Below are 24,849 nucleotides of genomic sequence, written 5' to 3'. Positions count from 1 at the left end.
GGCTGGGCTGGGCTCGGCGTCAGGCGCCGGTGTAGAACGCGGTGGTGCGGTCGGCGGCGGCCTGGGCACCGGCTTCGTCGGCGGTGCCGGCGGCCACGTTCGCGTCGCGCCACCTCTCGCTGGCGAGCGTCACGAAGCGCTTGCCCTCGTCGGATGTGGTCCACGCCTCGACCGCCTTCGGGTCGACGGCCGCACCATCACCGCTGAGGTACAGCGCCAGCCCGATGAGCCCGAGGTCCCAGCCGACGCCGGTGGCGCCGGGGCCGTACTGTGCCCAGAAGCTCAAGCCCTCGTCGTCGACCAGGGCGATGTGCTCGAGCCGCAGCGTCGTCCGCTCGTCACCCTCCGGAGCCAGCCGTACCTCGATCCAGCTCATCCCGCCGCCGTACTCCCAGGTGGCGGCGAAGCTCTTCGGCGGGTCGCAGCGCTCGATGGTGCCACCGGCGTTGCCCTCCAGCTGGTAGTGACCGCCCTCCTTCAGGTCACCGCTGAGCGGCAGGAACCAGCGCGGCAGGCGTTCGGGGTTGGTGCAGGCGTCCCAGAGGTCCTCGACGGCGACTGGGTAGGTCTGGCTGACGACGACGGTGCGCGCCTCGCCCGCCTCGATGACCCGCGCACCGACCTGACGGCGCACGGCGTTGATCTGCTGGACGACATCGATCATGATGACTTCTCCTGGTCGCTTTCCTGACCTGCCTGTTCGCGGAGCCGGCGTTCGCGCTTGCCGCGGGCCAGCTCCGTCGCCAGCGCCTCCAGCGGTGGAGTCCAGAAGCGCCGGAAGCGGTCGAGCCACGCGTCGACGTCGCGCAGGGGCTCGGTGCTGACCGCGTAGAGCCGGCGCGCGCCGTCCGGCCGGACCGTCGCGAACCCGGACTCGCGCAGCACCTTGAGATGCTGCGACACCGCGGGCTGACTGATGCCGAACTCCTCCTGGATCACCGCCGTGACCGCGCCGGAGGTCAGCTCACCATCGGCCAGCAGCTCGAGGATGCGGCGGCGGACCGGATCGCCGAGCACGTCGAACGCATGCACGTGCCGACGTTATCGTCAAGCACTTATAAGTAAACCCCTATAGAGGGTTGCGCCCGCTCTCACCTTCCGCGACCGACGACGGCGACGGCGTCGCGTCGGTTGGCGCGGCCGACGGCGACGGCGTCGTGTCCAGCGTCCTCGCGGTGTCGGCGGGAGCGTGCTGGCGCCGGCTGCCGACCAGGAACGGCACCGACATCAGCTGGATCACGGCCCCGATGCCCAGCGACGCGGCGTAGCTGTAGACGTCCGCGGCCCGGCCCAGCGCCGGCTGGATCACGACCCCGCCGGTGTTGCTCATCAGCGAGTCGAACGACAGCACCGTCGCGCGCTGCCGGGACGGGATGAGGTCGTTGAGATAGGCCTGCCGGACCGGTTCCTCGACGGAGAAGACGACGCCCCACGCGATCAGGAGGACCACGGCCAGCCAGAACGCCTCCGTGATACCCATCAGCCCGAGCATCGCCGCTCCACCGGACGTCGTGAGGATCAGCACCGTCGTCCGCTTCCGGAACAGGCTGCGCACCCGCGGCGCGAGGTAGCCGCCCAGGATCTGCGCACCGGCGACGACGGCCGCCGCGAGCCCGGCGATCGAGTACGCGTCCGGGTCGCCGTACAGCTCCAGCAGGAACGGCTGCAGCGCGTAGAAGGTGTAGAACCCGACGCCGGACGCGAACGGCGCGGCGAGCATCACCCAGCGCACCGGCGGGTTGCGCCAGCCGTGCTCGATCGACGCCGTCACGATCCCGCGCACGGCCTTCGCGGTGCCCGTCGATCTGTCGGGCGTGAACCCGAGATCCCTCATGACCAGGAACGCGACCACGAACAGCACCACGAGCACACCGGCCCGGATCAGGAACGGCACTCCCAGGGACGTCACCTGGGCGATCACGCCGCCGGCGACCGAACCGCCCAGCATCGCCACGCCGGACACCATCATGCCGCGGCCGAACACCGTCTCCAGGTCGCCCTCGTAGCCGGTGAACCGCAGCGCGTCGACCAGCCAGGCCTCGACCGCACCGGAGAAGAACGTGAAGCCGAGCCCGAGCAGCATCGACACCACCGCCCACGGCCAGAACGGCGCCTCGACCTGCCACATCAGGTAGTACAGGGCCGTGGTGGCCGCCAGCGTGACGGTGCCGAGCAGGTACGACGCCCGTCGGCCCCACGTGTCCGCGACGACCCCGGTGGGCACCTCGAAGACCACCATGCCGACGGTGAAGAACGCGTTGGCGGCGAAGGCCTCCAGGTTGGAGAGCCCAGCGTCGAGGAGGAACAGCGTGTTGATGCCCCAGATGAACGACGCCGCCAGGGTGTTGCCGAGCAGCAACGTCAGGTAGATGGTCTGGATGCGCCGGGCCTGCCGATTCATGGGCGCACGTCCTCTCGTCCCCCCGCCGCCTCGATGCGGCTGCTGAGATACAAGCGCCTACGGGCCGGAACTATGCCCGCTCGCGCAGAACCTCCTCCAGCAGCGTCGGACGGTCGGTCATGATGCCGTCGACGCCCAGGCCGATGAGGCGTTCCATCTCCGCGCGGTCGTTGATGGTCCAGACATGGACGGCCAGGCCGCGGGCGTGCGCGTCGGCGACGAAGTCGGCGGTGACCACCGGGATGCCCGACTGCGACGGCGGAACCTGCAGCGCGTGGTGTCCGTGCAGCTTGACCCCGGTCAGCGGGCCGAGCGTGCCGAGCCAGAACGCCGTCACCTGGGCGGTGCCCGGCGACGTGCTGACGTCGCGGTTGTAGAGCGTGAACCGGGTGACCGCGCTGTCGGAGAACGAGGCGACGACGGTGTCCGTGCCGCGGCCGAACTCCTCGAGCAGGTCCGCCATCGCCCGCTCGTACGGGGAGGTCTCCGGGCGGGTCCGCTTGATCTCGACGTTGAGCAGCATGTCCGGGAACGTCTCGAGCACTTCGCGGAGCGTCGGGATGCGGAAGTCCGCCGCGGTGTACCCGGACGGCGCCGGCCGGTCGCCGGTGGCGATGCCGCGGTAGAGGTAGTCGCCGGGCGCGCCGTCGTGGCAGGTGCCGCAGCCCTCGGCGAACCAGTACGCGGCGTCGAGCTCTCGGATCCGCGCGAGCGTCAGCGCGTCGACCCTGCCCGTGCCGTTCGTGGTGCGATCGACGGTGGTGTCGTGCAGCACGACGAGCTCGCCGTCGGCGGTCGCGTGGACGTCGAGCTCCAGGACGTCGGCGCCCTTGTCGACCGCGGTCTTGAACGCGTAGAGCGTGTCCGACGGCGCCTCGAGCTCGCCGCCCTGGTGCGCGATGTTCAGCACCCGCCGTTCCAGCCACGGGTTGGCGTCGGCGGCCACGGCGGCCGGCTCGGTGGCGGCGCCGGCCACGGCCGGCACGGACCCCGTCGTCGGGACCAGGAAAGCGACGACGACACCGGCGGCCACGAGAGGCTTGATCATGCGCGCACGGTAATACGCCGGCGCCGCGGGCAACAGATGCTCACCGGGCGGTGAGCATCAGCACCAGGCCGAACAGGGCGAGGCCCGCCACCCGCTGCCCGACCCGCAGCGCGAACGGCCGCGCGTCGACGGCGACCTCGGTGCGCGGCTCGGTGGCCGGGTTCGGTGGCGGCACGGTCAGCGGCACGACCGGGCCGGGTTGTCCCATTCTCAGCAGCAGGGTCAGGTACCAGCGGCCCAGCGCACGCCGGTGCGGGATGACGATGCCGGCGTCGGTGGCGACCCACCGCGGCTTCGACCAGCTCCGCGGTCGGTGTCGACCCACGCTTCGTGCAGCACGTAGTAGTGGTGCGAGCCGGCGAGAGAGTCGCGCTCGTCGTCGCACCGGTAGACGCGGTCCGGCTTGCGCATCCGGCCACCGACCACCAGCGGCGGCTCCAGCCAGACGCCGAGCATCGGCCTGGGCAGCTCTCTGGCCAGATCGTTGACGAGGGTGACGACGGCCCGACGGGGCGCCGTCTCGGCCCGCTCGAAGTCACGCAGCGCCAGCTGAGCCGCCCAGTACCGGCGCCCGACCCACAGCACCAGAAGCGTGCCCATCGCCACGACGCCGAAGGTGAACGCGCCGGGCGGGTCGAGCAGGAGAGTCAGGGCAGACGTCGGCGCCGCGGCGGCGATCCAGGCCAGCCAGCGCCGCCGATCGGTCGCGACGACCGTGCGGAGCACCTGCCCGACCGGCTGCGGGGCAGCGTCCGCGGTCGGGACGGCGGCCGGGTCTGGGACGGCGTCTGGCACGTCGGGCACGAAGGGGGCGTCTGGCTCGGGGGTTGCGACGACCGGCTCGGTGACCTCGTGCGGCTTGACACCCCGGACCGTCCACGCGTTGGCGAGCATGATCCCGCCGAGTAGCCCGGCCAGCGTGGCGCCGGCGGCATACCCGTCCACCAGGAAGAGCGCCAGCGCGACAGCGATCATCACCGCCTGGACGACGCCGTAGCGTGTCGGGATCGGCTCGCCGCGGTCGCGATACGGGCTGGCGGCCAGCAGGTAGGCGGCCCCCGCTGAGATGGACAGCACCAGCATGATCACCGCGATCACCAGGACCGCCGTACCGATTTCGCCCGCCGCCACGGCCAAGCCGATGCCGGCGCCGGTGCAGCCCAGGCCAACGAGGGTGGAGAGGAGCAGGGTGCCCGGCGGCGGCCGCCAGGCGCGATCATCGTCAGGGACCACGTCCCGGGCATCGGTCACGAGCGAAGTGTGACATCGGACACCGGCATGACAGAAGATCTCTCCTGGTAGTCACGTTGGGCGAACGATTCCTTCCGGTGTCCCGGACGGTCTGTACGGGGAGGGCGGCCCCGCCCTGACACCGTCCCGAGGGAGGACCGTGACCCGCGACGAGTTCATGAGCCGCGCCGAGGCGTTCCGGCGCGAGCTACTCGCGCACTGCTACCGGATGACCGGCTCGGTGGACGACGCCGAGGACCTCGTCCAGGAGACGTACCTGCGGGCGTGGCGCTCGTGCGACGGGTTCGAGGGCCGGTCGTCGCTGCGCACCTGGCTCTACCGGATCGCCACGAACGCCTGCCTCAACGCGGTGCGACGCAGCGACCGGCGGACGGTGCCGGTGGGCCTCGGCGCCGGCCCGGACGGCGGGGCCGAGAGCGCGGCCGCCGGCGTCGGTTGGCTGCAGCCCCTGCCCGACGCGCTGGTCACGCCGGAGTCCGCCGACCCGGCCGCGGTCGCCGTCGCGCGCGATGGGGTCCGGCTCGCCCTGGTCGCCGGCCTGCAGCACCTGTCGCCGCGGCAGCGCGCGGTGCTGCTGTTGCGTGACGTGCTGGCCTTGCCGGCCGCCGAGGTCGCCGCCGCGCTGGAGCTGAACGTCGGCGCGGTCAAGAGTCTGCTGCAGCGGGCGCGGGCACGGCTGCGCGAGGTCGAACCCCGGATGGACGACACCCTGGAGCCGACGGACCCGCGGGCCCGCGAACTGCTCGCGCTCTACATGTCGGCGTTCGAGACGGCGGACGCCGACGCCTTCTCGCGCGCGCTGCGAGCCGACGCCGTCATCGAGATGCCGGCCGCACAGACGTGGTTCAGCGGGAAGCGCGCCTGTGTCGCGTTCCTGATCGACGACGTCGTGGGCGCGCCGGGCACCTGGCGCACGCTTCCCACCGTCGCCAACGGACAACCGGCGCTCGCCGCCTACGAGTTGGGTCCGGACGGTGCGTTCGACGGGTTCGGGCTCGGCGTGGTTTCGGCGTCGGCCGCGGGCATCGCGCGGGTCACCGTCTTCGGCCACCCGTCGCTGCTGCCCCGGTTCGGTCTGCCGTCATCGTTGGGTCGCTGAGCCTCGCTCAGTCGATGAACTCTTTGGCGAAGCGCCGGACGGCCTCGGGCTCTGTCGCGTCGTGGAAGCTCACGATCAGCTGCTGCACGCCCGCCTCTCGGAAGGCGTCGATGCGCCGGCGGACGGTGTCGACCGTGCCGTAGAGCAGGTACGAGCGGAAGTCGCCGGGATAGAACGCGCCGGCCGCCGGCGAGAGCGCGGCCTGCGCCTCGTCGTCGGTGTCGCTGATGAGGCAGCCGGTGGTGACGGTGCGCAGGATGCTGTCGTAGTCGCTGTTGGAGTCGGCGCAGTGCTGGCGGAGGACGGCGAACTTGCGCCCGGCATCGGTCGGTGACGTCATGACGTTGCAGGCGTCGGCGTACTCGGCCACGATCTTGAGCGTCACCTTCTCGCCGCCGCCGGCGATCATCGTCGGGATGTGGGCTTGTTGGTGGCTCCAGCTGTCCCGGATGGTCCGGACCGCCTCCCGCAGCTGCCGGAGCCGCTCGGGCGCTTCCGGGAAGTCGTAGCCGAAGGCGCGGTAGTCGGGCTCGTACCAACCGGCGCCGATCCCGAACGTCAGCCGGCCCCGGGACAGGCCGTTCACCGTCGAGGCGATCTTCGCCTGGAGCGCCGGGTTGCGGTAGCCGGTCGCGGTGACCAGCGGGCCGATCCCGATGCGGTCGGTCTCCCTGGCCAGCGCGGCCAGCATCGCCCACGACTCGAGGACGAACGCCGTCGACGGCGGAATGGTCAGCAGGTGGTCGGGCAGCCAGGCCGCCTTGAAGCCGGTGTCCTCCGCGGTCCCGGCCAGCTCGACGACGATGTCGGCGGCCTCGGCCGGGCCGGTGCCGGCGAACTCCTGCCCGAAGCCGACGGGCAGGAAGATGCCGAAGCTCATGGTCATGGTGATTCCTCTCGCCGTTCCGTGGCGGGTCGTCCATCGAGGTCGTAGATGGAGACCCGCGCACGGTGCGGGAGGAATCGTCGTCGTCGTCGGTGTTCGGGGTGCGGGCCCGCTCGGTTACCTTCCCCGATTACGCCGGATGCAGTGGGATCCGCTCAGTCACTGCCTGCGCGAAGCTCAGGTACTCCCTGGCCTGCTCGTCCGTGGGACCCGGATAGGTGTTGGCGAACGCGGCCTGCCGAAGGTTGTCGAGGGTGTAGACCGCCTCGGCGATCTCCGGGGGCAGCAGCCGGTGGCTCGCCAGCTGGGCGGCGAGCGCGCGGGCATCGACGATGGTCAGCTCCGGGTCGGCGATACCGGCGTTCTGCGCCGCGGTTCTCAGGGCCTCACCCACCGCGTCGAACGACGAGACGATGATCGCGCTCGGACTGACCGGCGGCACCGAGGCGAGCAGAACGCCGCGCGACGACTCCGCCGCCTCGACCTCGATCTTCTCGACGATCTCCTCGCGCATTCCGGACAGCACGGCGAACTCGCTCTCCAGCGACACCTGGCCGACCTTCAAGCGCATGGTGTTCAGCTGCGGCACGCGGTCGACCAGGCGCCCGACGCCGTCGACCAGCTGTGACCGAAGCCAATAGAGGACCACCAGGACGACCAGCGGCCAGGCCAGGGCGGTGACCAGGTCGACCAGTAATCGGCCCCACTCGAGCGCCGTGTCCACGTCGGCTCGCCTACGACGGGAGAGCCTGTTCGAGCCGCCGAGTGAGGTCGGACGGCACGTCGATGGCGCCCGTGTACTGATCCCACCGCAGGAAGCCGAGATCCTGGAGCCGCTCGAGGTCGCTGATCAGCTCCTGGGTGGTCCGCAGCGGGACGACGTGGCCGCGGCGCGTGACCGTCGTTCCGTGCAGGGCGTCCCAGAGATCCCCGAACTTGTGTGGCCCGCGTCCGTGAGCCTCGATCCAGGCCAGGAGCGGCCCGGCGAAACTGACCGGCGGATAGTCGTCGTCGACGGACACATGCACCTCGGTTTGTGCCTGGTCGATACGTCGTCCAGAACGCATGTACCGCTTCCTTCCTGAGGCCGTCAGCTGGATCAGATCAGATCTCGATAGGTGCTCATGACCACGTCGGCGAAGTGTTCCTTGAAGAGCTTCCGGAGCTCGTCCTTGTACCTAGATATCCTGTTCACGCGCATCTGGAGGTTCGGGCAGACGTAGTAGACATGCAGTTTCACCGCCCGCGCCTCGATCTCCGGCAGGTAGCTCACCGTCGCGCTGATCTCCCGGAACGGCCGCGGCCGGTTGCCGTCGAAGACGTTCACGGCCATCTCGTGGCCGTCGCGGACCGACGCGACCTCCTGGAACGCGAACACCCAGAACCCGCCTTTGAGCTGCCGCGAAGGGACGCAGCGTGTACTCAGCGCGTCGGCCCACGTCCGTTCGCGCAGGAACCGCTGTGTCATGTCCCTCGACCGCAGACACTGCTTGGCCAGCAGGTTCAGTCCGAGGATGCTGTCCTTGGCGAAGGCCTTCGACACCTCGTCAAGAGAGGCGCTCACCGCGGCGGTCGGCGCGGCCGACAGTCCCTCGACCCGCCGCCGGCCGTCCCTGAGCAACTCCAGGCCCAGGCTGTTCAAGGTGGCGACGAGGGGCTCCTTCAGCTCATCGGCCATCTCACGGTAGTCGTCCTCGGTCTTCCACACCGGCGCCCAGTTGGGCACCCGGTCGACCAGCGCCTCGACGCAGGCCAGCACTCGCACCAGTTCGGCGCGTCGAGCGCCCAGCGACTGCCCCGATGTCAGGAGCGCCCGCACCACCGAGGCTGACGACTTCAGCCATTCCATGACGGTGACGTCGTCGATGGACGCCTGGATCGCCGTCGTGTCGTGGTCCTCGATGACCACGGGTCGCCCGTCACGAGTGGCGTCGTACAGGCGCTTGTGCGGCGAGAAGTAGTTCAGGTCGGGAACCAGGTCCGCCAGGACGTGTAGCAGTTCCGCGTCGCGTGAGCCCTGTCGTACGTCGCGCGCGAGAGTCCACAGCCCTTCGACGGCGTACTCCAGCATCCGGTCGACTGCCACGGCGTGCGAATGGAAAAGCACCCACTGGTGATAGCGCTGCCGGTTGTTGAGGAACGCCTCGATGGCGCTACGCGCCCGGAGCCCGAAACCCACCGACCAGACCGCCGGAGCGTCGGTATCGCCGTTCGACTGGATGTTGCGGAGCTCCACCGACTGGATCAATCTGGCCAGATCCACCGCGGCGACCTCCGAACCGGACTTCTGACCATCGCGCACCAGATAGTCCATCCGGTCGACGTCCACCTCGCCCGAGATCAGCCCGTGGATGCTCGCCTGCCAGGTTCCTGGCTGGTGGCTGGTGTCCATGATCATCTTGACGACGACCCACGGGATCCGCTCCACCGCGTCCGGCTCGATCTGGTCGAGCATCTGGTACCCGACGAACTCGTGGAACGGCGTGACCATGGACGTGACGTACTTGGCCACCTTGGTCGGATCCTGGCTGGCGATCTGCGCCGCGTGGCGGGCGAAGAACGGCTCCAACGTGTGCGAGAACGGCGCGTGGCCGATGTCGTGCAGCAGTGTCGCGGCGCCCACGGCCAGGGCGATCCGGTCGTCGAACGTCTCGTTGAACTCGGCGTGCCCGCGCACCCAGTCACGTGTGTCCTGATCCAGCGCGCTCGCCGTCAAGCCGTTCAACGTCTTCCACACGTCGCTTCGGAAGGCCTTCCGCACATCGTCGCTGGAGTTGAGCCACGCCTGTTGCCACGCCTGCCGGGCCAGATGCATGGCACCCAGCGCGTGCTCGAACCTGCTCCCCGTCATCGACGGATACACATGGTGAGTCATACCGGTCTGGGAGACCCGCCGTAGCCGCTGCACGAGGGGGTGGATGACCAGACTGCTCAACGGAATCGGCACGATGACGTAGTTGTGAACGGGATCCCTGATGACGCGATAGCTCAGGTTGTCGCCGTTCACGATGAACTCGGACCCATGCTCATGGCCGCCCCCGCCCCCTTGCGGACCGAGCAAGAAACATGACATTGCTCACATCCGTTGCATCATCCTGTCCGCGGTGATCTTGACTGTCAAGAGCACGCGCGCTCGGTTCACTCGGAGACGAGTGCATCCCAACTCTCGGTGTCCGCCCAGACGGAGTTCGCGTCGACGTACGGACGCAGGGCGGTGGTGAGCTCCCGGTCGGGATGGCCGTTCAGAGCGTTCTCGGCAATCTTGCGTGCGACGCCGGCGAGGAAGTCCGCCAGCTGCACCCGAGGGTCATCGACGGAGTCGACCATCGTGAGACTGGCCAGCCGTTTCGGGCCGAGCCGCCGGTCGAGTTCGGCGAGCCGGTCCGGGGTGAGCGCGTTCGTCTGGTCGTGCACGACGCGGACGGACCGACCGCCGTCGCTCCAGTGCTCGACGGTGCGCACGATGGCCGGCGGCAGCGGGTCCAGCGAGACGTCCGCCTGGTTCATCGGTTCGACGATCGACTCGCGCGCGGCCGCGGCCAGGCCCAGGGCGTCGACGGCGCGGAGGAACGTCTTCACGGGGTCAGGGTCGGCGCTGCGGACACGACCCAGCTCGTTCGCCGCCTCGAGGAACGCCCACCAGCGGACCGGGTCCGCCCCGGTCCGGCCGGCCCGGTAGAGCTCGGCCGCCGCGTCGACACCGTCGACGACGCTGGTGACGGCCAGGAACGGCTTGTCCACGAGATACACGTGCGCGGCGACCAGCGGTCCGTCCGGGCCGAGGAACCAGGTCAGCACCGCCCGATGCTTGGCTCGGAGCAGGTGGTTCGCCTTGTACTCCGTGGCCGGGGAACGGATGCGGCCGCGGATATCCCGCACCGCCTCGGCCGCCTCGTCGACGCCGACCACCACGCTGGCGTGCGCGAACACGTCCGTGTTGCCGCCGACGAGCTTGTCGCCCTCCGACCCGGACTCGTCGCAGGCGACTTCGACGGGCGATCGCGGGAACGCCATAGGCCGTACCGTACGTGGCCGTCTCACGGTCTTGCGGCGGGCTTCCGGCGGGTTCCCTGAAGCTTCGCAGGCTGAAACCGCGCTTGCCACCGCTTCCGTAGCGCTGAGGCGCGGTTCTGGCCAAGCGAAGCGCTTGGATCCAGCGTTCGCGACGAGCTGTTGAGCGACCTCTGGTGGCATCACCGCCAGCCGTTACCGTGGGCACCTGCTTCGCGCCACGCGACGGTACGCCATACGCGGTACCATACGTGCATGGTCAAGACGACGCTGTACCTTCCGGACGACCTCAAACGGGCGGTCGAGACCCTGGCCAGAACCCAAGGTCGCACGGAAGCCGACGTCATCCGGGAAGCGATACGCCGCGAGGTCACGGAGCACGAGCCGCCGGCGAGTTTCCCGATCTTCCACAGCGGTCATCACGAGCCGTTCGCCGAGAGGGACGAAGAACTCCTGAAGCAGACGGGCTTCGGGCAGTGATCATCTGCGACACCAGCGGTCTGCTCGCCTTGGCGGACGGAGATGATCCAGCGCATCACCGGGTTGCCGGCGCATTCAAGGAGACCGAGCCGCCATTTGTGATCAGCCCGCTCGTCCTGGCGGAAGTCGATCACCTCCTCCGCGTGCGTGGTGGTGCGGCGAACGCGCGAGCTGCGGTGCGGAGTTTTACCGTGGGAGGGTTCACCACGGCGGCCCTGACTCCGTCCGAGATCCGGCGGGCCGTTGATATCGACGAGCAGTATGCCGACCTCGGCCTGGGACTGACTGACTGCACCCTTGTCGTCCTCGCCGCCCGCCACAACACGCTTGACCTGCTCACTCTCGACGAGCGGCATTTCCGCGCCGTCACTCCTCTCCACGGGGATGCATTCCGCCTGCTGCCCTCGGATGCTCGATGACGATGCGGGCGGCGAACATGCCACCACACGCGGGTAAGCATCAGCGGGCACGGACGTCACCATATGGGGCGCTATCTATTGGAAGAGGCCCTTGATGTCGTCGACGTCGAGGCGGGAGCCGAAGATGTTGCCCTCGTCCATGACGCTGGCGAACAGCTCGGCCTTGCGCGCCTTGAGCGCCATGACCTTGTCTTCGATGGTGTCCGCGGCGATCAGCCGGTACACCATGACGTTGCGGGTCTGCCCGATGCGATGAGTCCGGTCGACGGCCTGCGCCTCGGTGGCCGGGTTCCACCACGGGTCGAGAAGGAAGCAGTAGTCGGCCTCCGTCAGGTTGAGGCCGAAGCCGCCGGCCTTGAGGCTGATCAGGAAAACCGGTGCGCTGCCGTCCTTGAACTGGGAGATCACCTGATCACGGTGACGGGTGGAACCGTCGAGGTAGCAGTACTCGATGCCGGCCGCGTCGAGGTGCTCGCGCACGATGCCGAGGAATCCGGTGAACTGGCTGAACACCAGGGCTCGGTGGCCGCCGTCGATGACCTCGCGCAGGTGTTCGAGCAGGACGCCGACCTTGGCGCTGGGGAGCCCGCTTTGCTCAGGATCGACGAGCGCGGCGTGCAGGCTCAGCTGCCGGAGCAGCGTGAGGGACCTGAAGATGGTGAACCGGTTCTTGTCGACATCGTCCAGCAGTCCGAGAACTTTCTGCCGCTCGCGCTGCAGATGCTTCTCGTAGAGTTGGCGGTGCTTGGGGTGCAGGTCGACCTCGATGACCTGTTCCTGCTTGGCGGGGAGGTCGGCGGCCACCTGTTCCTTCGTACGCCGCTTGACCAGGGGCTTGATGCGGCGCCGCAGCGTGGCGAGAAGCTCGGTCCGGTTCTGCTTCTCGATCGGGCGAGCGAAGTACTCCTCGAAGCGGCTCGGGCTCGGGAACAGCCCGGGTGCGGTGATCGACAGCTGCGACCACAGTTCCATCAGGTTGTTCTCGACGGGGGTGCCGGTGACGGCCAGCTTGAACGGCGCGGTGAGCCTCCGCGCGCTCTGATAGGTCTTCGACTTGTGGTTCTTCACGTGCTGGGCCTCGTCGAACACCACTCCGGACCAAGGGATATCCGTGTACTCGTCGGCGTCCAAGCGCAGCAGCGTGTAGGTGGTGACGACGACATCGGCCTTGCCGGCCACCTCGTCGATCGATTCGCCGCGGCGGCGCAGCGTGTCGGTGACCGGGACGACGGTGAGTCCCGGGGCGAACCGCGCGGCTTCGGCCACCCAGTTCGACACCACGCTGGTGGGCGCGACCACGAGGAACGGCGCGGTGTCAGGGTCGGCCTGCTTGGCGTGGCATATCAACGCGAGCGTCTGCACCGTCTTTCCCAGGCCCATGTCGTCGGCCAGGATGCCGCCGAGGCCGTGCTCCCAGAGGAGGGCCGACCACTGGTACCCGTCCAGCTGATAGGGACGCAGCTCCGCCTCTAACGTGCTCGGCGGGACCGTCTGATCGAGCGAGCCGGCCGCCAGCAGCCCTTCGACCTGGCGTTTCCAGGTCTCGGCCTGGCGCGTCACGACGCCCAAGGCGACGAGCTCCTCCCACAACCCGGCCTGGAACGGACTGATCCTGGTGCTGGCGGCGGGGCTGTCGCCGAGCGCGCGCGCCTCGTCGATCAGCCTGCGCAGCGACTGCAGTTCGGGCTTCTGCAGTGAGAAGTACGCACCGTCGGGGAGCAGCAGGTACGGCTCGTCCCGCGCCAGCGCGGTGAAGACGTCGGTGAACGACACGTCCTGCCCCTCGACGGTGATGGTGACGCCGAGGTCGAACCAGTCGGTCTCGCCTGGTGCGGCATCCGTGGACACGCCGATGACCAGGGAGTCACCGGCCTCCCGATAGTCGACCGGCTCGCCCGTGACTTCGACGTCGACGTCCGCCAGGTCGTTCAGCCGTCGCGCCACTTCGGTGCTGAACCGCATCGTGTCGAGCCCGTCCAGCCGGCGCCGCGGCACCACGGATCGTCCCGGCCGGCGGGTAACCCGTCCGCCGTCGTCACCGTCGGACAGCAGGCCGAGGTCGCGAAGCTCGGCATCGACGTTCGACAGCAGCGTCCGTTCCGCATCGGGGTCTCGGAAGGGGTCGTCCTGCTGAGGGCCGTCCAGCGGGAAGCGTCGTTGCTGCCCCCCGACCGCGTAGAGCCACTCCCAGTGCAGGTCCAGCACGTGGTCGTCGTGATAGTCGGCGCGTACGACCAGCCTCGGCCCTGAGAGCTCCGCCGGCGTGAACGACCCATTGGAGGAGACGACCGTCGTCAGCCGCTGCAGCCGCGGGAGGTATCCACCGCGGAACTGCTCTCCGTCGCTGGCGGGCACCGTAAGTCCTGCGTCGTCGAGCACCATTCGCTGCATCCGCGGTGATGCCGGCTGCTCGAGCCGGGCCAGGCCGAACCGCCAGCTCCGCGGGTTCGCGTCATTCCGCGTCTCTGCGCGCCCCGCGTAGATCACGCCGTGTGCGTCCGTGCCGATGAACCGGGCGACGACGACAGCGGCGTCCACGTCGTCGACGTCGAGCACCGGAGCGACCATCAGGTCGCCGGACGAGTCGGTGGTGGTGACGTCGAGCGATAGCCGCGCGGAGCGGTAGCCGTCGACGTCGCCCCACGCCTTCTTCCCGTGCACGAACCGGATGCCAAGTGCCGTCGCCTCGTCCAGCAGCGGCCACAGCTGGCTGGATTCGAATGCCGCCAGGTCGAGGTACTTCTCCTCGCGGGTGTAGTACGAGAAGTAACCGTCGCTGCGCCGTCCGGCCTCGTACAGCATGAAGAACTGACGCAGCCAGCGCAGCTGCTGGACGGACCCCTCCCCTAGCTCGGGCCGGCGCATCAGCTTGGACCAGCTCAAGTCGCCCGCCACCCAGCCGCTCCGACCCGGTCGAACCAGCCGCGCCATCAGCCGCGGCTGCTCGACGCCGGCTCCATGGTGGTGCCGCCGAGACGTCCGTGGCCCGCCGGACAGCGTCAGCTCCACCGCGACCTCTAACGCCTCGCCGTGGGACGGTGCGACGCCGCCGTTCAGGAGCGAATCCAGCGAGCGCCTCCAGTCCACCGGCGGCGCCGTGGCCGGGCGACGGCCGGCCCGCTCCTCGAGCGCCGTCAGCAGCAGAGCGACCACATGTTTGCAGTCGAACCCCACCGGGCAGCTGCAGCGACCCTCGACGAACCTGCTCTGCCCGCGGCCGGCGCGAGCGAGGACCACGAGCGTCGTGTACTCATTGCTGCCGCTTCCCTCGACCAGGCCCGTCAGGATCTGCCCATCCGGCGACCACTCGATGTCGGACACGGCGCCCTGCTGGGCATAGACCAGCCCGCGCACGTACGTCTGCGGGTCCACCACGTTGAGCAGACCCGCTTCATCGTTCGCCTGGATGCCCGGCCACATAGCGAGCACCTTAGCGGCGGCTACCGACAATCTGCGCAAGCCTGTGAGCCGATGTCGGAGTTGACGACGTCGACGACACGCAGGATGCCGACGGGCAGTCTGACCTGCGCCAATGCTGAAAGGGCTACGTCGGCGATGTCACCGTGACGACCGGGGCAACAGGCGAATCGCGCTAAGCACCGTGGTCGGCGCCGTCACCGTGCCGACGGGGTCGCCACTCTGCCGACAAGCGACATGTTCCACGCCGCGACGGTCGGCCGTTGACGACGTCTATGCGGCCATCGCGAGGAAGTCTCACTGATGAGACGCCGCCAATTGGTCCGGAGGCGTCAGCGCTCCCCGGGCTGTTCCTCCCGCAGGCCGCGCTCGACCAGATCATGCAGCCGCTCGAACCACCCCTCCGGCGCCGGCCGAACATTGATGCACTCCGCCGCCGGCCGCAACACGCCGGCCCGGACCTCCCCGAACGTGAGTCCACGACGCTCCAGCCAGGCGGCCGCGCCCGGGCTGCTGTGCTCGGGCGTGTCCTTCACCGCGTAGATCATGTAATCGGTCTGCCGGAGATGACCCCAGTGCTCGGTAGGAACGGGGTACGGATCGCCAGGCGGCGGCTCCGGCCCGAACGCGTCATACCAAACGTCCCGCAACCACTCATCGGTCGTCCACTGCGAGTCGAGACTGGACGACGGGGGGAATGAAGACTCGCGAATGTGCGCAGCGAACTCATCTCGTAAGACCTGGTAACCACCGGTCTCGTCGTCGGCCAGGGTCTTCAGAACTTCCTCGACGGCTTCGACGTAGAGGTCGGGCTCGTAGTCGACTTGGCCGAAGCCACCGCTGAAGAATGCCTTGAACGTCTGACTCATCGCGATCACGTGAGATCCTCCAGTCGCGCATCGGTCGGCTTCGGTTCTCCGACCGGGTAGCACGTCACCATGCGCCAGTCGTTCCCGGACTTCTTGAACACGAGCGTTGCGCCCGGGTCCGTGCCCGTCGCGATGGGATCGTATGCGACCCCATAGACGGTCGCACGACCCTCGGCCAGTCCGAAGGCACGTGCCTTGACCCAGTCACGACGTGTCTCGCGGGTGCCGGTTCCGGCGCCGTGATAGCCCGATGCGTCGCCAGGTTCCAGGCGAGCCAATTGTGCACTGACGTGGACGCCGATCGACGACGAAAGGCCGGCATTCCTGCTGAGGAACGTGGCAAGGTCACCGGCGCGCTCGTGAGCGACCTCGAGCAATGCCTCGATGGGCTTGGCGAGGGCTGCTGAGGATGTGAACCCGCCGCAGACGACACCGCAGCGGTGACCCGTTTGGACGGACTCATTCGACGTGATCTGCCAGGAGTTCTGGCCGGACGGGTCTTTCAGCCAGATGAGCCGGGCCAACTGAGCGTCATCGGAGATCTGCGGCCCGTGGCGCTGGACGGCGTGGCAGATCGCGTCACGCAGGAGCGCGACGCCTTCTGCTCTGTGCGCGTCGGAGAACCCCGAACCCAGCGCGACCATGACACCGTCGACGTCGGGCTGTGAAACCACCCGGCCGGCGGCCTCCAGCTCCAGCGTGACGCTGCGCTCCACCGACTTGACCAGGTCGGCCACGTAGTCGCGGGCGAAGCCGGCGGGAAACGCGCCGGCCAGGTCCGCAACCGCCGCCGACGACCATGCCAACGGCGGCACCGACGCCACCCCGTGCAACGGCGCGAGCAGCCCCAACAGCTGGTGCACCTCGGCCACGTACGGCGCGCGGACCTCGGCCAGCTTCCGCGTCACATCGGCGCTCATCAGCGTGCCGATGCCGGTGACCTCGTCGGCCAGCCCGCTCAGCCCAGGCTGCCGCAGGCCCACCAGCTGCCGAGCGACCCGGTGCGCCTGCTCACGGGAGGCGCGGGCGGCGTTGTCGGCCTGCCGGTCCAGGTCGACCCAGGTGCGCAACAGACCTTCGATGGCTGCGCGCAGTTCACCCTGGTCGCTCGACCTCGCCAACGCCACGCCCGACCTCCCCTGCACAGGCGCCACCGACGATACCCGTCCCGGCGTCACCGCCGCCTCGGTTCGCCAGCGCTCGGGTGAGTGATCTCACGTGGCAGCTGGGGTCGTCCAGGTGCCGCATAGGATCGGAGAGGTGACGGAGCTCGCGCGGGTGGAAGGCGACGACGCTTCACCGATTCTGGGCGAGGCCGCCGCCGGCCTGCTGGTCGAGTTCCGGCAGCTCAAGGAGGAGTTCTCCCGGTTCATGCTGTCGTACAAGTTCGGCATGGACGAGATCACCACCAAGGTGCGCATCCTCCAGGAAGAGTTCCAGCACATCCACGCCTACAACCCGATCGAGCACGTGTCGGCCCGGCTCAAGTCGCCGGAGAGCGTCCTGGACAAGGTGCGGCGCAAGCGGACCGAACCCACCTTCGAGCGGATCCGCGACGAGATCACCGACATCGCCGGCGTCCGCGTCACCTGCTCCTTCGTCTCCGACGCCTACCGCGTCTTCGACATGCTCACCAACCAACAGGACGTCGAGGTCGTGACCGTCAAGGACTACATCCGCGACCCCAAGCCCAACGGCTACCGCAGCCTGCACGCCATCGTCGAGGTCCCCGTCTTCCTGTCCGACGGGCCGACGCCGGTGCGGGTGGAGGTCCAGTTCCGCACCGTCGCCATGGACTTCTGGGCCAGCCTCGAGCACAAGATCCACTACAAGTACGACAAGCAAGTCCCCGACGAGCTCCTCGCCAGCCTCCGCGACGCCGCCATCACCGCCGCCAAGCTCGACGAGGACATGGAGCGCCTGCACGGCGAGATCCATGGTGATCGACACACGCCTGAACTCACGGAGACCAACGGCAGCCTCGAACTGTCCGAACAGGTCGTCACGCAGCTGATCCGCCAGCGCGCCACGCTCCGCGAACCCTGAGGAGCGGGTCTCACTCGGAGGCATTCGCGCTGTCGGCGCCCGGCATTTGCGGATCTACTCTGACAGGCATTCGACCAAGAAGGGCAACTGGCCCCGGCGCTGTGCGTATCGACTGCCGCTCTTGGTTTCAGGCTTCAGTGCCGCGCCTCATGGAGGTCGCGTGCCTGAGATCAGTGAACATGCTGCCCTGGCCGAGCAGCGTCCGTCGCGCTCAAGGGTGGCGAGTTCCCCCACGCCGAAGGCGACGTCGCCTGGGGGACGTCCATTCGTTTCGTGCCACGGTGTCGTTGAAACCCTTGCCAGCAAGTCTGAACTCGAGCCCCGGTGAAATCAGATGGTGGAGCTGAGGGGATTTGAACCCCTGACCCTCTCGTTGCGAACGAGATGCGCTACCAGACTGCGCCACAGCCCCTGGAACCTCGGAGAGATTACCATCCGGACCGGCCGGAGAACGAATCGGCAGCACCATGGGCCACCACCTAGAACGACTGTCAATCGCCGACCGCGCGGCGGTGCTCTGGCTGCTGTTCGTCCATCCCGGCCTCGGTCCCGGAGGAGCCCTCCGATACCGCGCCGTCAGTGCCCGTTGCCGCGGCGGGGCGCTCGGCGGGCTCGCGGCGTGGGAGCTCGATCGAGCTGGCCGGGTCCAGGCTGCCCGACGTCCAGGCGCCGGGCTGGCTGAGGTCGATCTTGCGGGCCGCGGGCCGGGGCGCCTTCGGCTTCGTCAAGTATGTGGGCAGCGGGACGGGGACCGGCGACCAGCTGTCGCCGTCCCCCACGGCGTCCTCGACGACGTCCGCGGGCAGAACCAGGCGCCGGCTCACCTCTTCGTCCGCGGCCGGTTCCTCGGCGACCACCGCAGCCGCTCGCGCCGCAGCCAGAGCACGCCGGCGGGCGACCGAGCGTCGGCGCACCACGTCCCGACGACGGCGGGCTTGGGCGACGACGGCACGGCGAGCGACGAACAGGAACAGCAGCAGCAATAACCCGGGCCCCGCCGGCAGCCACCCCGGTGCCCGCCCGACGAGCACCAACCCCACCGAAGCCACGACGGCGAGCAGCAGGACGACGAGCATGCGGCGGCGCCGCCTGGCGGCCGCCGCGAAGACGGCATCGACCGAGTCCACGGGAACCTCCACAGCGACCACCGAGGCTGGAGCCTGCGGCACATACTGATCGACCCGCCCGTGTGGTGCTTGGGGCGGGCCGGAACGACGCGAAAGGACGCGCACGCCGCGGACCATATCAGCCTCTCGGGCGCGTTCGACCTCTTCGTTGCGGCGGACCCATCGGGGAACGAGGAAGGCGGCCCAAGCAGCGACGATCGCCGCATAGATCAGGCCGCTGTACCCCATGCCACAGAACGCTACGGTGCGCGGCATCCCGCGTGTTGGACCTGAATCGGTGTGTCGCTCGTAACAGGTGTGACTGGTGTGACTCGAGGAGACGTCAGGTCATCCTGATCGCTTGTGCCCGAATCTCGATCTGGATCTTCTGCGACACGAGCCAGCCGCCGGCTTCGAGGGCGACGTTCCAGGTCATACCGTACGCCTCGCGGTCGATCTCCCCCGTCGCGCTGAGCGCCAGCCGCTCGCCGCCCCACGGGTCGCCCTTGACGCCGTCGATGGAGACGTCGAGCTCGAGCGGACAGGTCACGCCGCGGATGGTCAGATCGCCGGCGCAGACGAACTTGCCGGCCCCGCCGACCCGGCGCCGGCGCACCATGGTGCCGTTGACGATGGACCATTTCGGCCCGGACTCGCCGCCGTGCACCGAGCGCGACTCGAAGCGCATCGTGGGATAGACCTCGACGTCGAGAAAGTCCGGGCTGCGCAGGTGTGCGTCGCGTTCGGCGGCACCGGTGGTGATGGTGCCGGTCTCGATCAGCGCGGTGGCCGACGACTCCAGCGGGTCCTCGGTGATGTGGACGGTGCCTTCGACCTTCTCGAACCGTCCGCGCACCTGAGTGACCATCAAGTGTCGCGCGACGAAGCCGGCCGTGGTGTGTGCCGGGTCGATCTCGAACACCCCCGGAGTCGGGAGCATCGCACCGTTCCAGAGGCGCACCCCTGCCGTGTCGTTCATGAATCATCCCCCGTGGAAAATTCAGAGCGTTTCGTCGCAAAACTACCGAAGTAAGGCTCGCACAGGAAATTTCAACAGAACGTGACGGTTCAGCGAATGGCGCTCACCTAGCGTTATCCGTGCAGGTCAGGTCCCCTTCGAAGGCCCGCACCCGAAATGATCACGTTCAGCAGGATCACCCGAGCGTCACCACGATTGCGAGCATGGTGTGACACGAGATCTCGTGCTGAACGTGATCATTTCGGGGGTCCAACCGCAATCCACGGATGCAGCAGAAGAGCCGCAAATGATCAGGGTGCCATCCGCGACGACCGCCAGCGGGTCAGCAGTCCTTCCGGGATCTCCTCGGCGGTCAGCGCGAACGAGCGGTGATCGCGCCATTCGCCGTCGATGTGCAGCAGCCGCGGCCGCAGTCCTTCCTCGCGGAATCCGAGCTTCTCGACCACCCGCAATGACGCGCGGTTCTCCGGCCGGATGTTCACTTCGAGGCGGTGCAGTCCCGCGACGAAGAAGCAGTAGTCCACCGCCATCGCCACCGCGGTGGGCATGATGCCGCGGCCGGCGAGGTCGACGTCGAGCCAGTAGCCGACGGTGCCCATGCGGGCGGAGCCCCAGATGATGTTGGACACGTTGAGCTGGCCGGCCAGCCGTCCCTCGTAGGTGACGGCCCATGGCAGCGCCTCGTCGGCACGGGCCTGCGCGGCGTGCAGCCGGACCATCTGCCGGAAACTCATGGTGTACGGGTCGTGGGGCGGCGGCGGGGTGGCCTCCCAGGGCCGCAGCCAGGTCTCGCTACGGCTGCGGATCTGCGTCCACACCCGCGCGTCGCGCCCGTGCAGGGGCCGCAGCCCGACCGTCCCCTCGGACAGCTCGACCGGCCAGTGCAGCCGGCCGGCGGACCTCCCTCTCACCGGCTGCTCCCGTCTCCCCCACCGCCGACGACGGGGTCCGCGCCGGGCCTCGGGTGGCCGCCGCCGGACCCCACGTGGTCGCCGCCGTGGATCTGGTCGACGGCGTGGGTGAGGACCGGCGCGAGCACCGCGAGCCCGTCGCGCACCCCACCGGTAGACCCGGGCAGGTTGACGACGAGCGTCCGCCCGGCCCGGCCGGCGACGCCCCGCGACAGCGTGGCCGCCGGCACCCCCGCGGCCACGCCGTAGGCGCGGATCGCCTCGGCGAGCCCGGGCACCTCGACGTCCAGCACCCGGCGGGTCAGCTCCGGGGTGCGGTCGGTCGGGCTGAGCCCCGTGCCGCCGGTGGTCACGACCACGTCGTACCTCGCGTCGACGGCCCGGCGCAACACCGCCTCGACCTCGTCGCCGTCGGGGACCACCGTCGGCTCGGCGACATCGAATCCCAGCGCACGCAGGCGCTCGACGATCAGCGGCCCCCCGCGGTCCTCGTAGACGCCCGCGGCGGCGCGCGTCGAGACGGTGACCACGAGTGCCTTCATGCCCGCCGCCAGGTGCCGGACTTGCCGCCCGTCTTCTCCTCGATGCGGATGTCACTGATGACGGCGCCCTTGTCGATGGCTTTGACCATGTCGACGACGGTCAGCGCGGCTGTCGCGACCGCCGTCAGGGCTTCCATCTCGACGCCGGTGCGGTCCGCCGTCCGCACGGTCGCGGCGATCTCGACGGCGTCGTCGGCGACGCTCAACGACACGTCCACCCCGTGGATGGCCAGCGGGTGGCACAGCGGGACCAGCTCCGGCGTCCGCTTGGCGCCCTGGATGCCGGCGATGCGGGCGACGGCGAGCGCGTCGCCCTTCGGGACCCCCTCACCGCGCAGTGCCGCGACGACCGCGGCCGAGACCAGCACGCGGCCCGACGCCGTCGCCGTCCGCACCGTGACGTCCTTGCCGGAGACGTCCACCATGCGCGCGGCGCCCTCGTCGTCCAGATGGGTCAGGCCCTCAGACACAGTTCACTCCCGACGTCTCTCCAGCAGCACGGTGTCGACGACCTGTCCCGCGGTGACCTCGGTGACGTGCTCGGGCACGACGATGAGCGCGTTGGCGTACGCGAGGTCGCCGAGCAGGTGCGACTGCTGGGCGCCGATCGGCCGGACGTGGTAGGCGCCATCCTGGGCGGTTTGGACGCGGGCGCGAGCGAACTGGCGCCGTCCTTCCGGCGAGCGCAGCCGCTCCTGCAGCACCGCCTTGACGCTCGGCCGGTGCAGCCGCGGCGAGCCGAGCATCTTGCGGATGGCCGGGCGGACGAAGACCTCGAAGGACACGAAGGCGCTGACCGGGTTGCCGGGCAACGCGAAGATCGGGGTGTCGTCGTCGCCGATGGTGCCGAAGCCCTGCGGCTTGCCCGGCTGCATGGCGACGCTGTCGAACCGTACGGTGCCCAGGCCCGACAGCACCTCCTTGACGATGTCGTACGCGCCGGCGCTGACCCCGCCGGTCGTGATGACCATGTCGGCACGGATGAGCTGGTCCTCGATCAGCCCGAGCAGCCGCTCCTTGTCGTCCGGCACGGGCGGCACCCGGTAGGCCACCGCGCCGGCCTCGCGCGCGGCGGCGGTCAAGGTGAACGAGTTGGAGTCGCTGATCTGTCCGCTGGCCAGCGGGTATCCGGGCTCGACGAGCTCGCTGCCGGTGGAGACGACGACGACGCGCGGCCGCGGCCGCACCACGACGCGGTCGCGACCGACCGCGGCCAGCAGCCCGATCTGCGCGGCGCCGAGGTATGTGCCGGCGCCCAGCACGACGTCGCCGGCATGCACGTCGCCACCGGCCCGGCGGATGTGCGCACCCGCCTTCGCCGGCGCGGTGATCCGCACCCGCACGGTGCCGCCGTCGGTCTGCTCGACCGGCACGATCGCGTCGGCACCGCCCGGGATCGGCGCGCCGGTCATGATGCGGGCGGCCAGCCCCGGCCCGATCGCGTTGACCTGGGTGTCGCCGGCCGGGATGTCGGCGACGACGGGGAGCTCCACCGGCTCCTCCCCCGAGGCGCCGGCGACGTCCTCGGCCAGCACCGCGTACCCGTCCATCGCGGTGTTGTCGAACTGCGGCAGCGACCACGGGGCGATGACGTCCTCGGTGAGCACACAGCCGTGCGCGTCGAGCAGCTGGAAGTCCAGCTCCGAGAGCGGCTTGACCGCACCGAGGACGTCGGAGAGATGGTCGGCGACGCGTTTCACCGTGCTGCCTCGTTTTCTGATTGGTTCTCTTCCGCGGGCAGGTCGGCGACGAACTCGCGCAGGAACGCCCGGAAGTCCGCGCCGAGGTCGCTGCGCTCGCTGGCCAGGCTGACGATGGTGCGCAGGTAGTCGAAACGATCGCCGGTGTCGTAGCGGCGGCCGCGGAAGACCACGGCATGCACGCTTCCCCCGTCGTCGGCGGGCATCCCGGCCAGCGTCTTGAGCGCGTCGGTGAGCTGGATCTCGTTGCCACGGCCCGGCGGCGTCTCGCGCAGCACGTCGAACACGGCCGGGTTCAGCACGTACCGGCCGATGACGGCGAGATTGCTCGGCGCGGTGCCCGGCGCGGGCTTCTCGACCAGGTCGGTGACGCGCACGACGTCGTCCTCGGCGGGCTCGACCGACGCACAGCCGTAGAGATGGGCCATGGCGGGGTCGACCTCGATGAGCGCGATGACGCTGCCGCCGTAGCGCCGCTGCACATCGAGCATCTTGGGCAGCAGGGGGTCGCGCGGGTCGATGAGGTCGTCGCCGAGCATGACGGCGAACGGCTCGTGCCCGACATGGCGCGCACCGCACAGCACGGCGTGCCCGAGGCCACGCGGGTCACCCTGGCGCACGTAGTGGATCTCGCCCAGGACCTGCGACTTCTGCACCCGGCGCAGCCGCTCGGTGTCGCCCTTCGCCTCGAGCGCGGCCTCCAGCTCCCACGCGCGGTCGAAGTGGTTCTCGATGGCGTCCTTGTTGCGGCCGGTGACCAGCAGCACGTCCGCCAGGCCCGCCGACACGGCCTCCTCGACGACGTACTGGATGGCCGGCTTGTCGACCACCGGCAGCATCTCCTTGGGAGTCGCCTTGGTGGCCGGCAGGAACCTCGTACCAAGACCCGCGACCGGGATGACGACCTTCGTCACCGTGCCGGCGTGTGCACCGTCTTGCCCCGTTCGCTCTGCGCTCATGGGCGTCACCCTACAAACCCGGGCGGTCCCGCAGAAGCAGGACGTGCCAAGCGCCTACGGTGAAGCTGTGAGCACATCCGTACCGGATGCGAAACGGGCGCTGCGCTCGCGGATCCTGCAGGGCCGGGCCGAGCTCGACGCCACCGCGCTGTCGTCGGCGGCGTTGGCGTTGCGCGACGTCGTCCTGGCGCTGCCCGAGGTGGCGGCGGCGCGCCGCGTGGCCGCGTACGTCTCCGTCGGCCGCGAACCCGGCACCGGGCCGCTGATCGAGGCGTTGAGCGACAACGACGTCGACGTGCTGCTGCCGATCCTGCTGCCCGACGGCGAGCTCGACTGGGGGCTGTACCGCGGACCGCGGGCGCTGGTGGCGGCCGCGCGCGGACTGCTGGAGCCCGACGGGGTCCCGCTCGGGCCGGCGGCGGTGCTCGAGGCGGCCGTGGTGCTCGTGCCCGGGCTGGCCGTCGACCGGCGCGGCTTCCGTCTCGGCCGCGGCGGCGGGTCCTACGACAGGGTGCTGGCGCGGCGGCTGGGGCGCGGTCTCAGCTGCGTGCTCCTGCACGACGGCGAGGTGCTCGACATGCCGGTGCCGCGCGCGCCGCACGACGTGCCCGTCGACGCCGTCGCGACCCCATCCGCCGTGCGCCGCCTGCGCTGAACCCCGCCAGCGTCGCGGGCGGACGGGGTGACCGACGGGGCGGACTGCGGACCTGGGGAGGGCTATGGGG

At 69.6% G+C, this 24,849-nt stretch carries 26 protein-coding genes and 1 tRNA gene; 5 read left to right on the top strand and 22 right to left on the bottom strand.

The features are described from left to right. Positions 1-19: 19 nt before the first annotated feature. From E1269_RS29880 to E1269_RS29860, 6 genes are all read right to left on the bottom strand, one after another. Positions 20-664, bottom strand: a complete 645-nt coding sequence (locus E1269_RS29880) for an SRPBCC family protein (protein ID WP_131901539.1) — start codon at positions 662-664, stop codon at positions 20-22. Continuing rightward, the gene (locus tag E1269_RS29875; protein WP_131901537.1) at positions 661-1,032 is read right to left on the bottom strand and encodes an ArsR/SmtB family transcription factor; all 372 of its coding nucleotides are present in this window, start codon (positions 1,030-1,032) and stop codon (positions 661-663) included. The genes E1269_RS29880 and E1269_RS29875 overlap by 4 nt, the downstream gene beginning before the upstream one ends. A 37-nt stretch (positions 1,033-1,069) precedes the next feature. Continuing rightward, on the bottom strand, positions 1,070-2,401 hold the full coding sequence (locus E1269_RS29870) for an MFS transporter (protein ID WP_131901535.1): 1,332 nt from the start codon (positions 2,399-2,401) through the stop codon (positions 1,070-1,072). A gap of 70 nt (positions 2,402-2,471) precedes the next feature. Beyond that, positions 2,472-3,449 carry a glycerophosphodiester phosphodiesterase family protein gene (locus tag E1269_RS29865; protein ID WP_131901533.1) on the bottom strand — a complete coding sequence of 326 codons (978 nt, stop codon included), beginning with the start codon at positions 3,447-3,449 and terminating at the stop codon, positions 2,472-2,474. Positions 3,450-3,489: 40 nt separating this feature from the next. Further along, on the bottom strand, positions 3,490-3,657 hold the full coding sequence (locus E1269_RS32610; protein ID WP_162606691.1) for a hypothetical protein: 168 nt from the start codon (positions 3,655-3,657) through the stop codon (positions 3,490-3,492). Between the two features lie 14 nt (positions 3,658-3,671). Next, positions 3,672-4,700: a hypothetical protein gene (locus E1269_RS29860; RefSeq protein WP_131901531.1), complete on the bottom strand. Its 1,029-nt coding sequence runs from the start codon at positions 4,698-4,700 to the stop codon at positions 3,672-3,674. A gap of 139 nt (positions 4,701-4,839) precedes the next feature. Here E1269_RS29860 and E1269_RS29855 point away from each other — a divergent pair, with 139 nt between their 5' ends. After that, a complete protein-coding gene (locus tag E1269_RS29855) occupies positions 4,840-5,799 on the top strand; it encodes an RNA polymerase subunit sigma-70 (protein WP_203434207.1) in 960 nt (319 codons plus the stop codon). 7 nt (positions 5,800-5,806) lie between these two features. Here the strand turns inward: E1269_RS29855 and E1269_RS29850 are convergent, their stop codons facing one another. The 5 genes from E1269_RS29850 to E1269_RS29830 form a co-directional block, all read right to left on the bottom strand. Next, a complete protein-coding gene (locus E1269_RS29850) occupies positions 5,807-6,685 on the bottom strand; it encodes an LLM class flavin-dependent oxidoreductase (RefSeq protein ID WP_131901529.1) in 879 nt (292 codons plus the stop codon). A 130-nt stretch (positions 6,686-6,815) separates the two neighbouring features. Beyond that, positions 6,816-7,409, bottom strand: a complete 594-nt coding sequence (locus E1269_RS29845; protein ID WP_131901527.1) for a hypothetical protein — start codon at positions 7,407-7,409, stop codon at positions 6,816-6,818. A 10-nt stretch (positions 7,410-7,419) separates the two neighbouring features. Next, positions 7,420-7,752 carry a hypothetical protein gene (locus tag E1269_RS29840; protein WP_131901525.1) on the bottom strand — a complete coding sequence of 111 codons (333 nt, stop codon included), beginning with the start codon at positions 7,750-7,752 and terminating at the stop codon, positions 7,420-7,422. A gap of 32 nt (positions 7,753-7,784) precedes the next feature. After that, positions 7,785-9,536 carry an HD domain-containing protein gene (locus E1269_RS29835; RefSeq protein ID WP_131901523.1) on the bottom strand — a complete coding sequence of 584 codons (1,752 nt, stop codon included), beginning with the start codon at positions 9,534-9,536 and terminating at the stop codon, positions 7,785-7,787. A 287-nt stretch (positions 9,537-9,823) separates the two neighbouring features. Further along, positions 9,824-10,699, bottom strand: a complete 876-nt coding sequence (locus tag E1269_RS29830; protein WP_131901521.1) for a DUF3800 domain-containing protein — start codon at positions 10,697-10,699, stop codon at positions 9,824-9,826. Positions 10,700-10,951: 252 nt separating this feature from the next. On the opposite strand from E1269_RS29830, the gene E1269_RS29825 reads away from it, so the two are divergent. After that, complete coding sequence (locus E1269_RS29825; RefSeq protein ID WP_131901519.1) at positions 10,952-11,176, top strand: ribbon-helix-helix domain-containing protein; 225 nt, start codon at positions 10,952-10,954, stop codon at positions 11,174-11,176. After that, entirely contained in the window at positions 11,173-11,595 is a 423-nt protein-coding gene (locus tag E1269_RS29820; RefSeq protein ID WP_131901517.1) for a type II toxin-antitoxin system VapC family toxin, read from the top strand. The genes E1269_RS29825 and E1269_RS29820 overlap by 4 nt, the downstream gene beginning before the upstream one ends. Positions 11,596-11,670: 75 nt before the next feature. On the opposite strand, the gene E1269_RS29815 is transcribed toward E1269_RS29820, so the two are convergent. The 3 genes from E1269_RS29815 to E1269_RS29805 form a co-directional block, all read right to left on the bottom strand. Further along, positions 11,671-15,015, bottom strand: a complete 3,345-nt coding sequence (locus E1269_RS29815; RefSeq protein ID WP_131901515.1) for a DEAD/DEAH box helicase — start codon at positions 15,013-15,015, stop codon at positions 11,671-11,673. A 329-nt stretch (positions 15,016-15,344) separates the two neighbouring features. Next, positions 15,345-15,890 (bottom strand): hypothetical protein, encoded by a 546-nt coding sequence (locus E1269_RS29810; RefSeq protein WP_131901513.1) that lies wholly within the window; start codon positions 15,888-15,890, stop codon positions 15,345-15,347. After that, positions 15,887-17,008 carry a hypothetical protein gene (locus tag E1269_RS29805; protein ID WP_131901511.1) on the bottom strand — a complete coding sequence of 374 codons (1,122 nt, stop codon included), beginning with the start codon at positions 17,006-17,008 and terminating at the stop codon, positions 15,887-15,889. Before E1269_RS29805 ends, E1269_RS29810 begins: the two co-directional genes overlap by 4 nt. A 244-nt stretch (positions 17,009-17,252) precedes the next feature. Between E1269_RS29805 and E1269_RS29800 the strand changes: the two genes are divergently transcribed. Next, the gene (locus E1269_RS29800; protein WP_131901545.1) at positions 17,253-17,927 is read left to right on the top strand and encodes a GTP pyrophosphokinase; all 675 of its coding nucleotides are present in this window, start codon (positions 17,253-17,255) and stop codon (positions 17,925-17,927) included. A 335-nt stretch (positions 17,928-18,262) separates the two neighbouring features. Here the strand turns inward: E1269_RS29800 and E1269_RS29795 are convergent. From E1269_RS29795 to galU, 8 genes are all read right to left on the bottom strand, one after another. Continuing rightward, positions 18,263-18,339 (bottom strand) — tRNA-Ala (locus E1269_RS29795). 79 nt (positions 18,340-18,418) lie between these two features. Continuing rightward, entirely contained in the window at positions 18,419-19,282 is an 864-nt protein-coding gene (sepX, locus tag E1269_RS29790; RefSeq protein WP_476702874.1) for a divisome protein SepX/GlpR, read from the bottom strand. A 94-nt stretch (positions 19,283-19,376) separates the two neighbouring features. Further along, positions 19,377-20,012, bottom strand: coding sequence for a YceI family protein (locus E1269_RS29785; RefSeq protein ID WP_131901508.1), 636 nt, complete (start codon positions 20,010-20,012; stop codon positions 19,377-19,379). A 290-nt stretch (positions 20,013-20,302) separates the two neighbouring features. Then, complete coding sequence (locus E1269_RS29780) at positions 20,303-20,923, bottom strand: GNAT family N-acetyltransferase (protein WP_239001075.1); 621 nt, start codon at positions 20,921-20,923, stop codon at positions 20,303-20,305. After that, positions 20,920-21,465 (bottom strand): MogA/MoaB family molybdenum cofactor biosynthesis protein, encoded by a 546-nt coding sequence (locus tag E1269_RS29775; RefSeq protein ID WP_131901506.1) that lies wholly within the window; start codon positions 21,463-21,465, stop codon positions 20,920-20,922. The genes E1269_RS29780 and E1269_RS29775 overlap by 4 nt, the downstream gene beginning before the upstream one ends. Continuing rightward, entirely contained in the window at positions 21,462-21,890 is a 429-nt protein-coding gene (gene moaC / locus E1269_RS29770; RefSeq protein ID WP_131901541.1) for a cyclic pyranopterin monophosphate synthase MoaC, read from the bottom strand. Before moaC ends, E1269_RS29775 begins: the two co-directional genes overlap by 4 nt. A 48-nt stretch (positions 21,891-21,938) precedes the next feature. Continuing rightward, the gene (gene glp, locus E1269_RS29765; protein ID WP_131901504.1) at positions 21,939-23,165 is read right to left on the bottom strand and encodes a molybdotransferase-like divisome protein Glp; all 1,227 of its coding nucleotides are present in this window, start codon (positions 23,163-23,165) and stop codon (positions 21,939-21,941) included. Then, positions 23,162-24,124 carry a UTP--glucose-1-phosphate uridylyltransferase GalU gene (gene galU, locus E1269_RS29760; RefSeq protein ID WP_131901502.1) on the bottom strand — a complete coding sequence of 321 codons (963 nt, stop codon included), beginning with the start codon at positions 24,122-24,124 and terminating at the stop codon, positions 23,162-23,164. Before galU ends, glp begins: the two co-directional genes overlap by 4 nt. Before the next feature lie 67 nt (positions 24,125-24,191). On the opposite strand from galU, the gene E1269_RS29755 reads away from it, so the two are divergent. Beyond that, positions 24,192-24,779: a 5-formyltetrahydrofolate cyclo-ligase gene (locus E1269_RS29755; protein ID WP_239001074.1), complete on the top strand. Its 588-nt coding sequence runs from the start codon at positions 24,192-24,194 to the stop codon at positions 24,777-24,779. Positions 24,780-24,849 lie beyond the last annotated feature (70 nt).

This window comes from Jiangella asiatica (genome assembly GCF_004349065.1).
Classification (GTDB): Bacteria; Actinomycetota; Actinomycetes; order Jiangellales; family Jiangellaceae; genus Jiangella; species Jiangella asiatica.
Note: the sequence above shows the minus strand (reverse complement) of the source record. Positions and strands in the feature narration are given on the sequence as shown.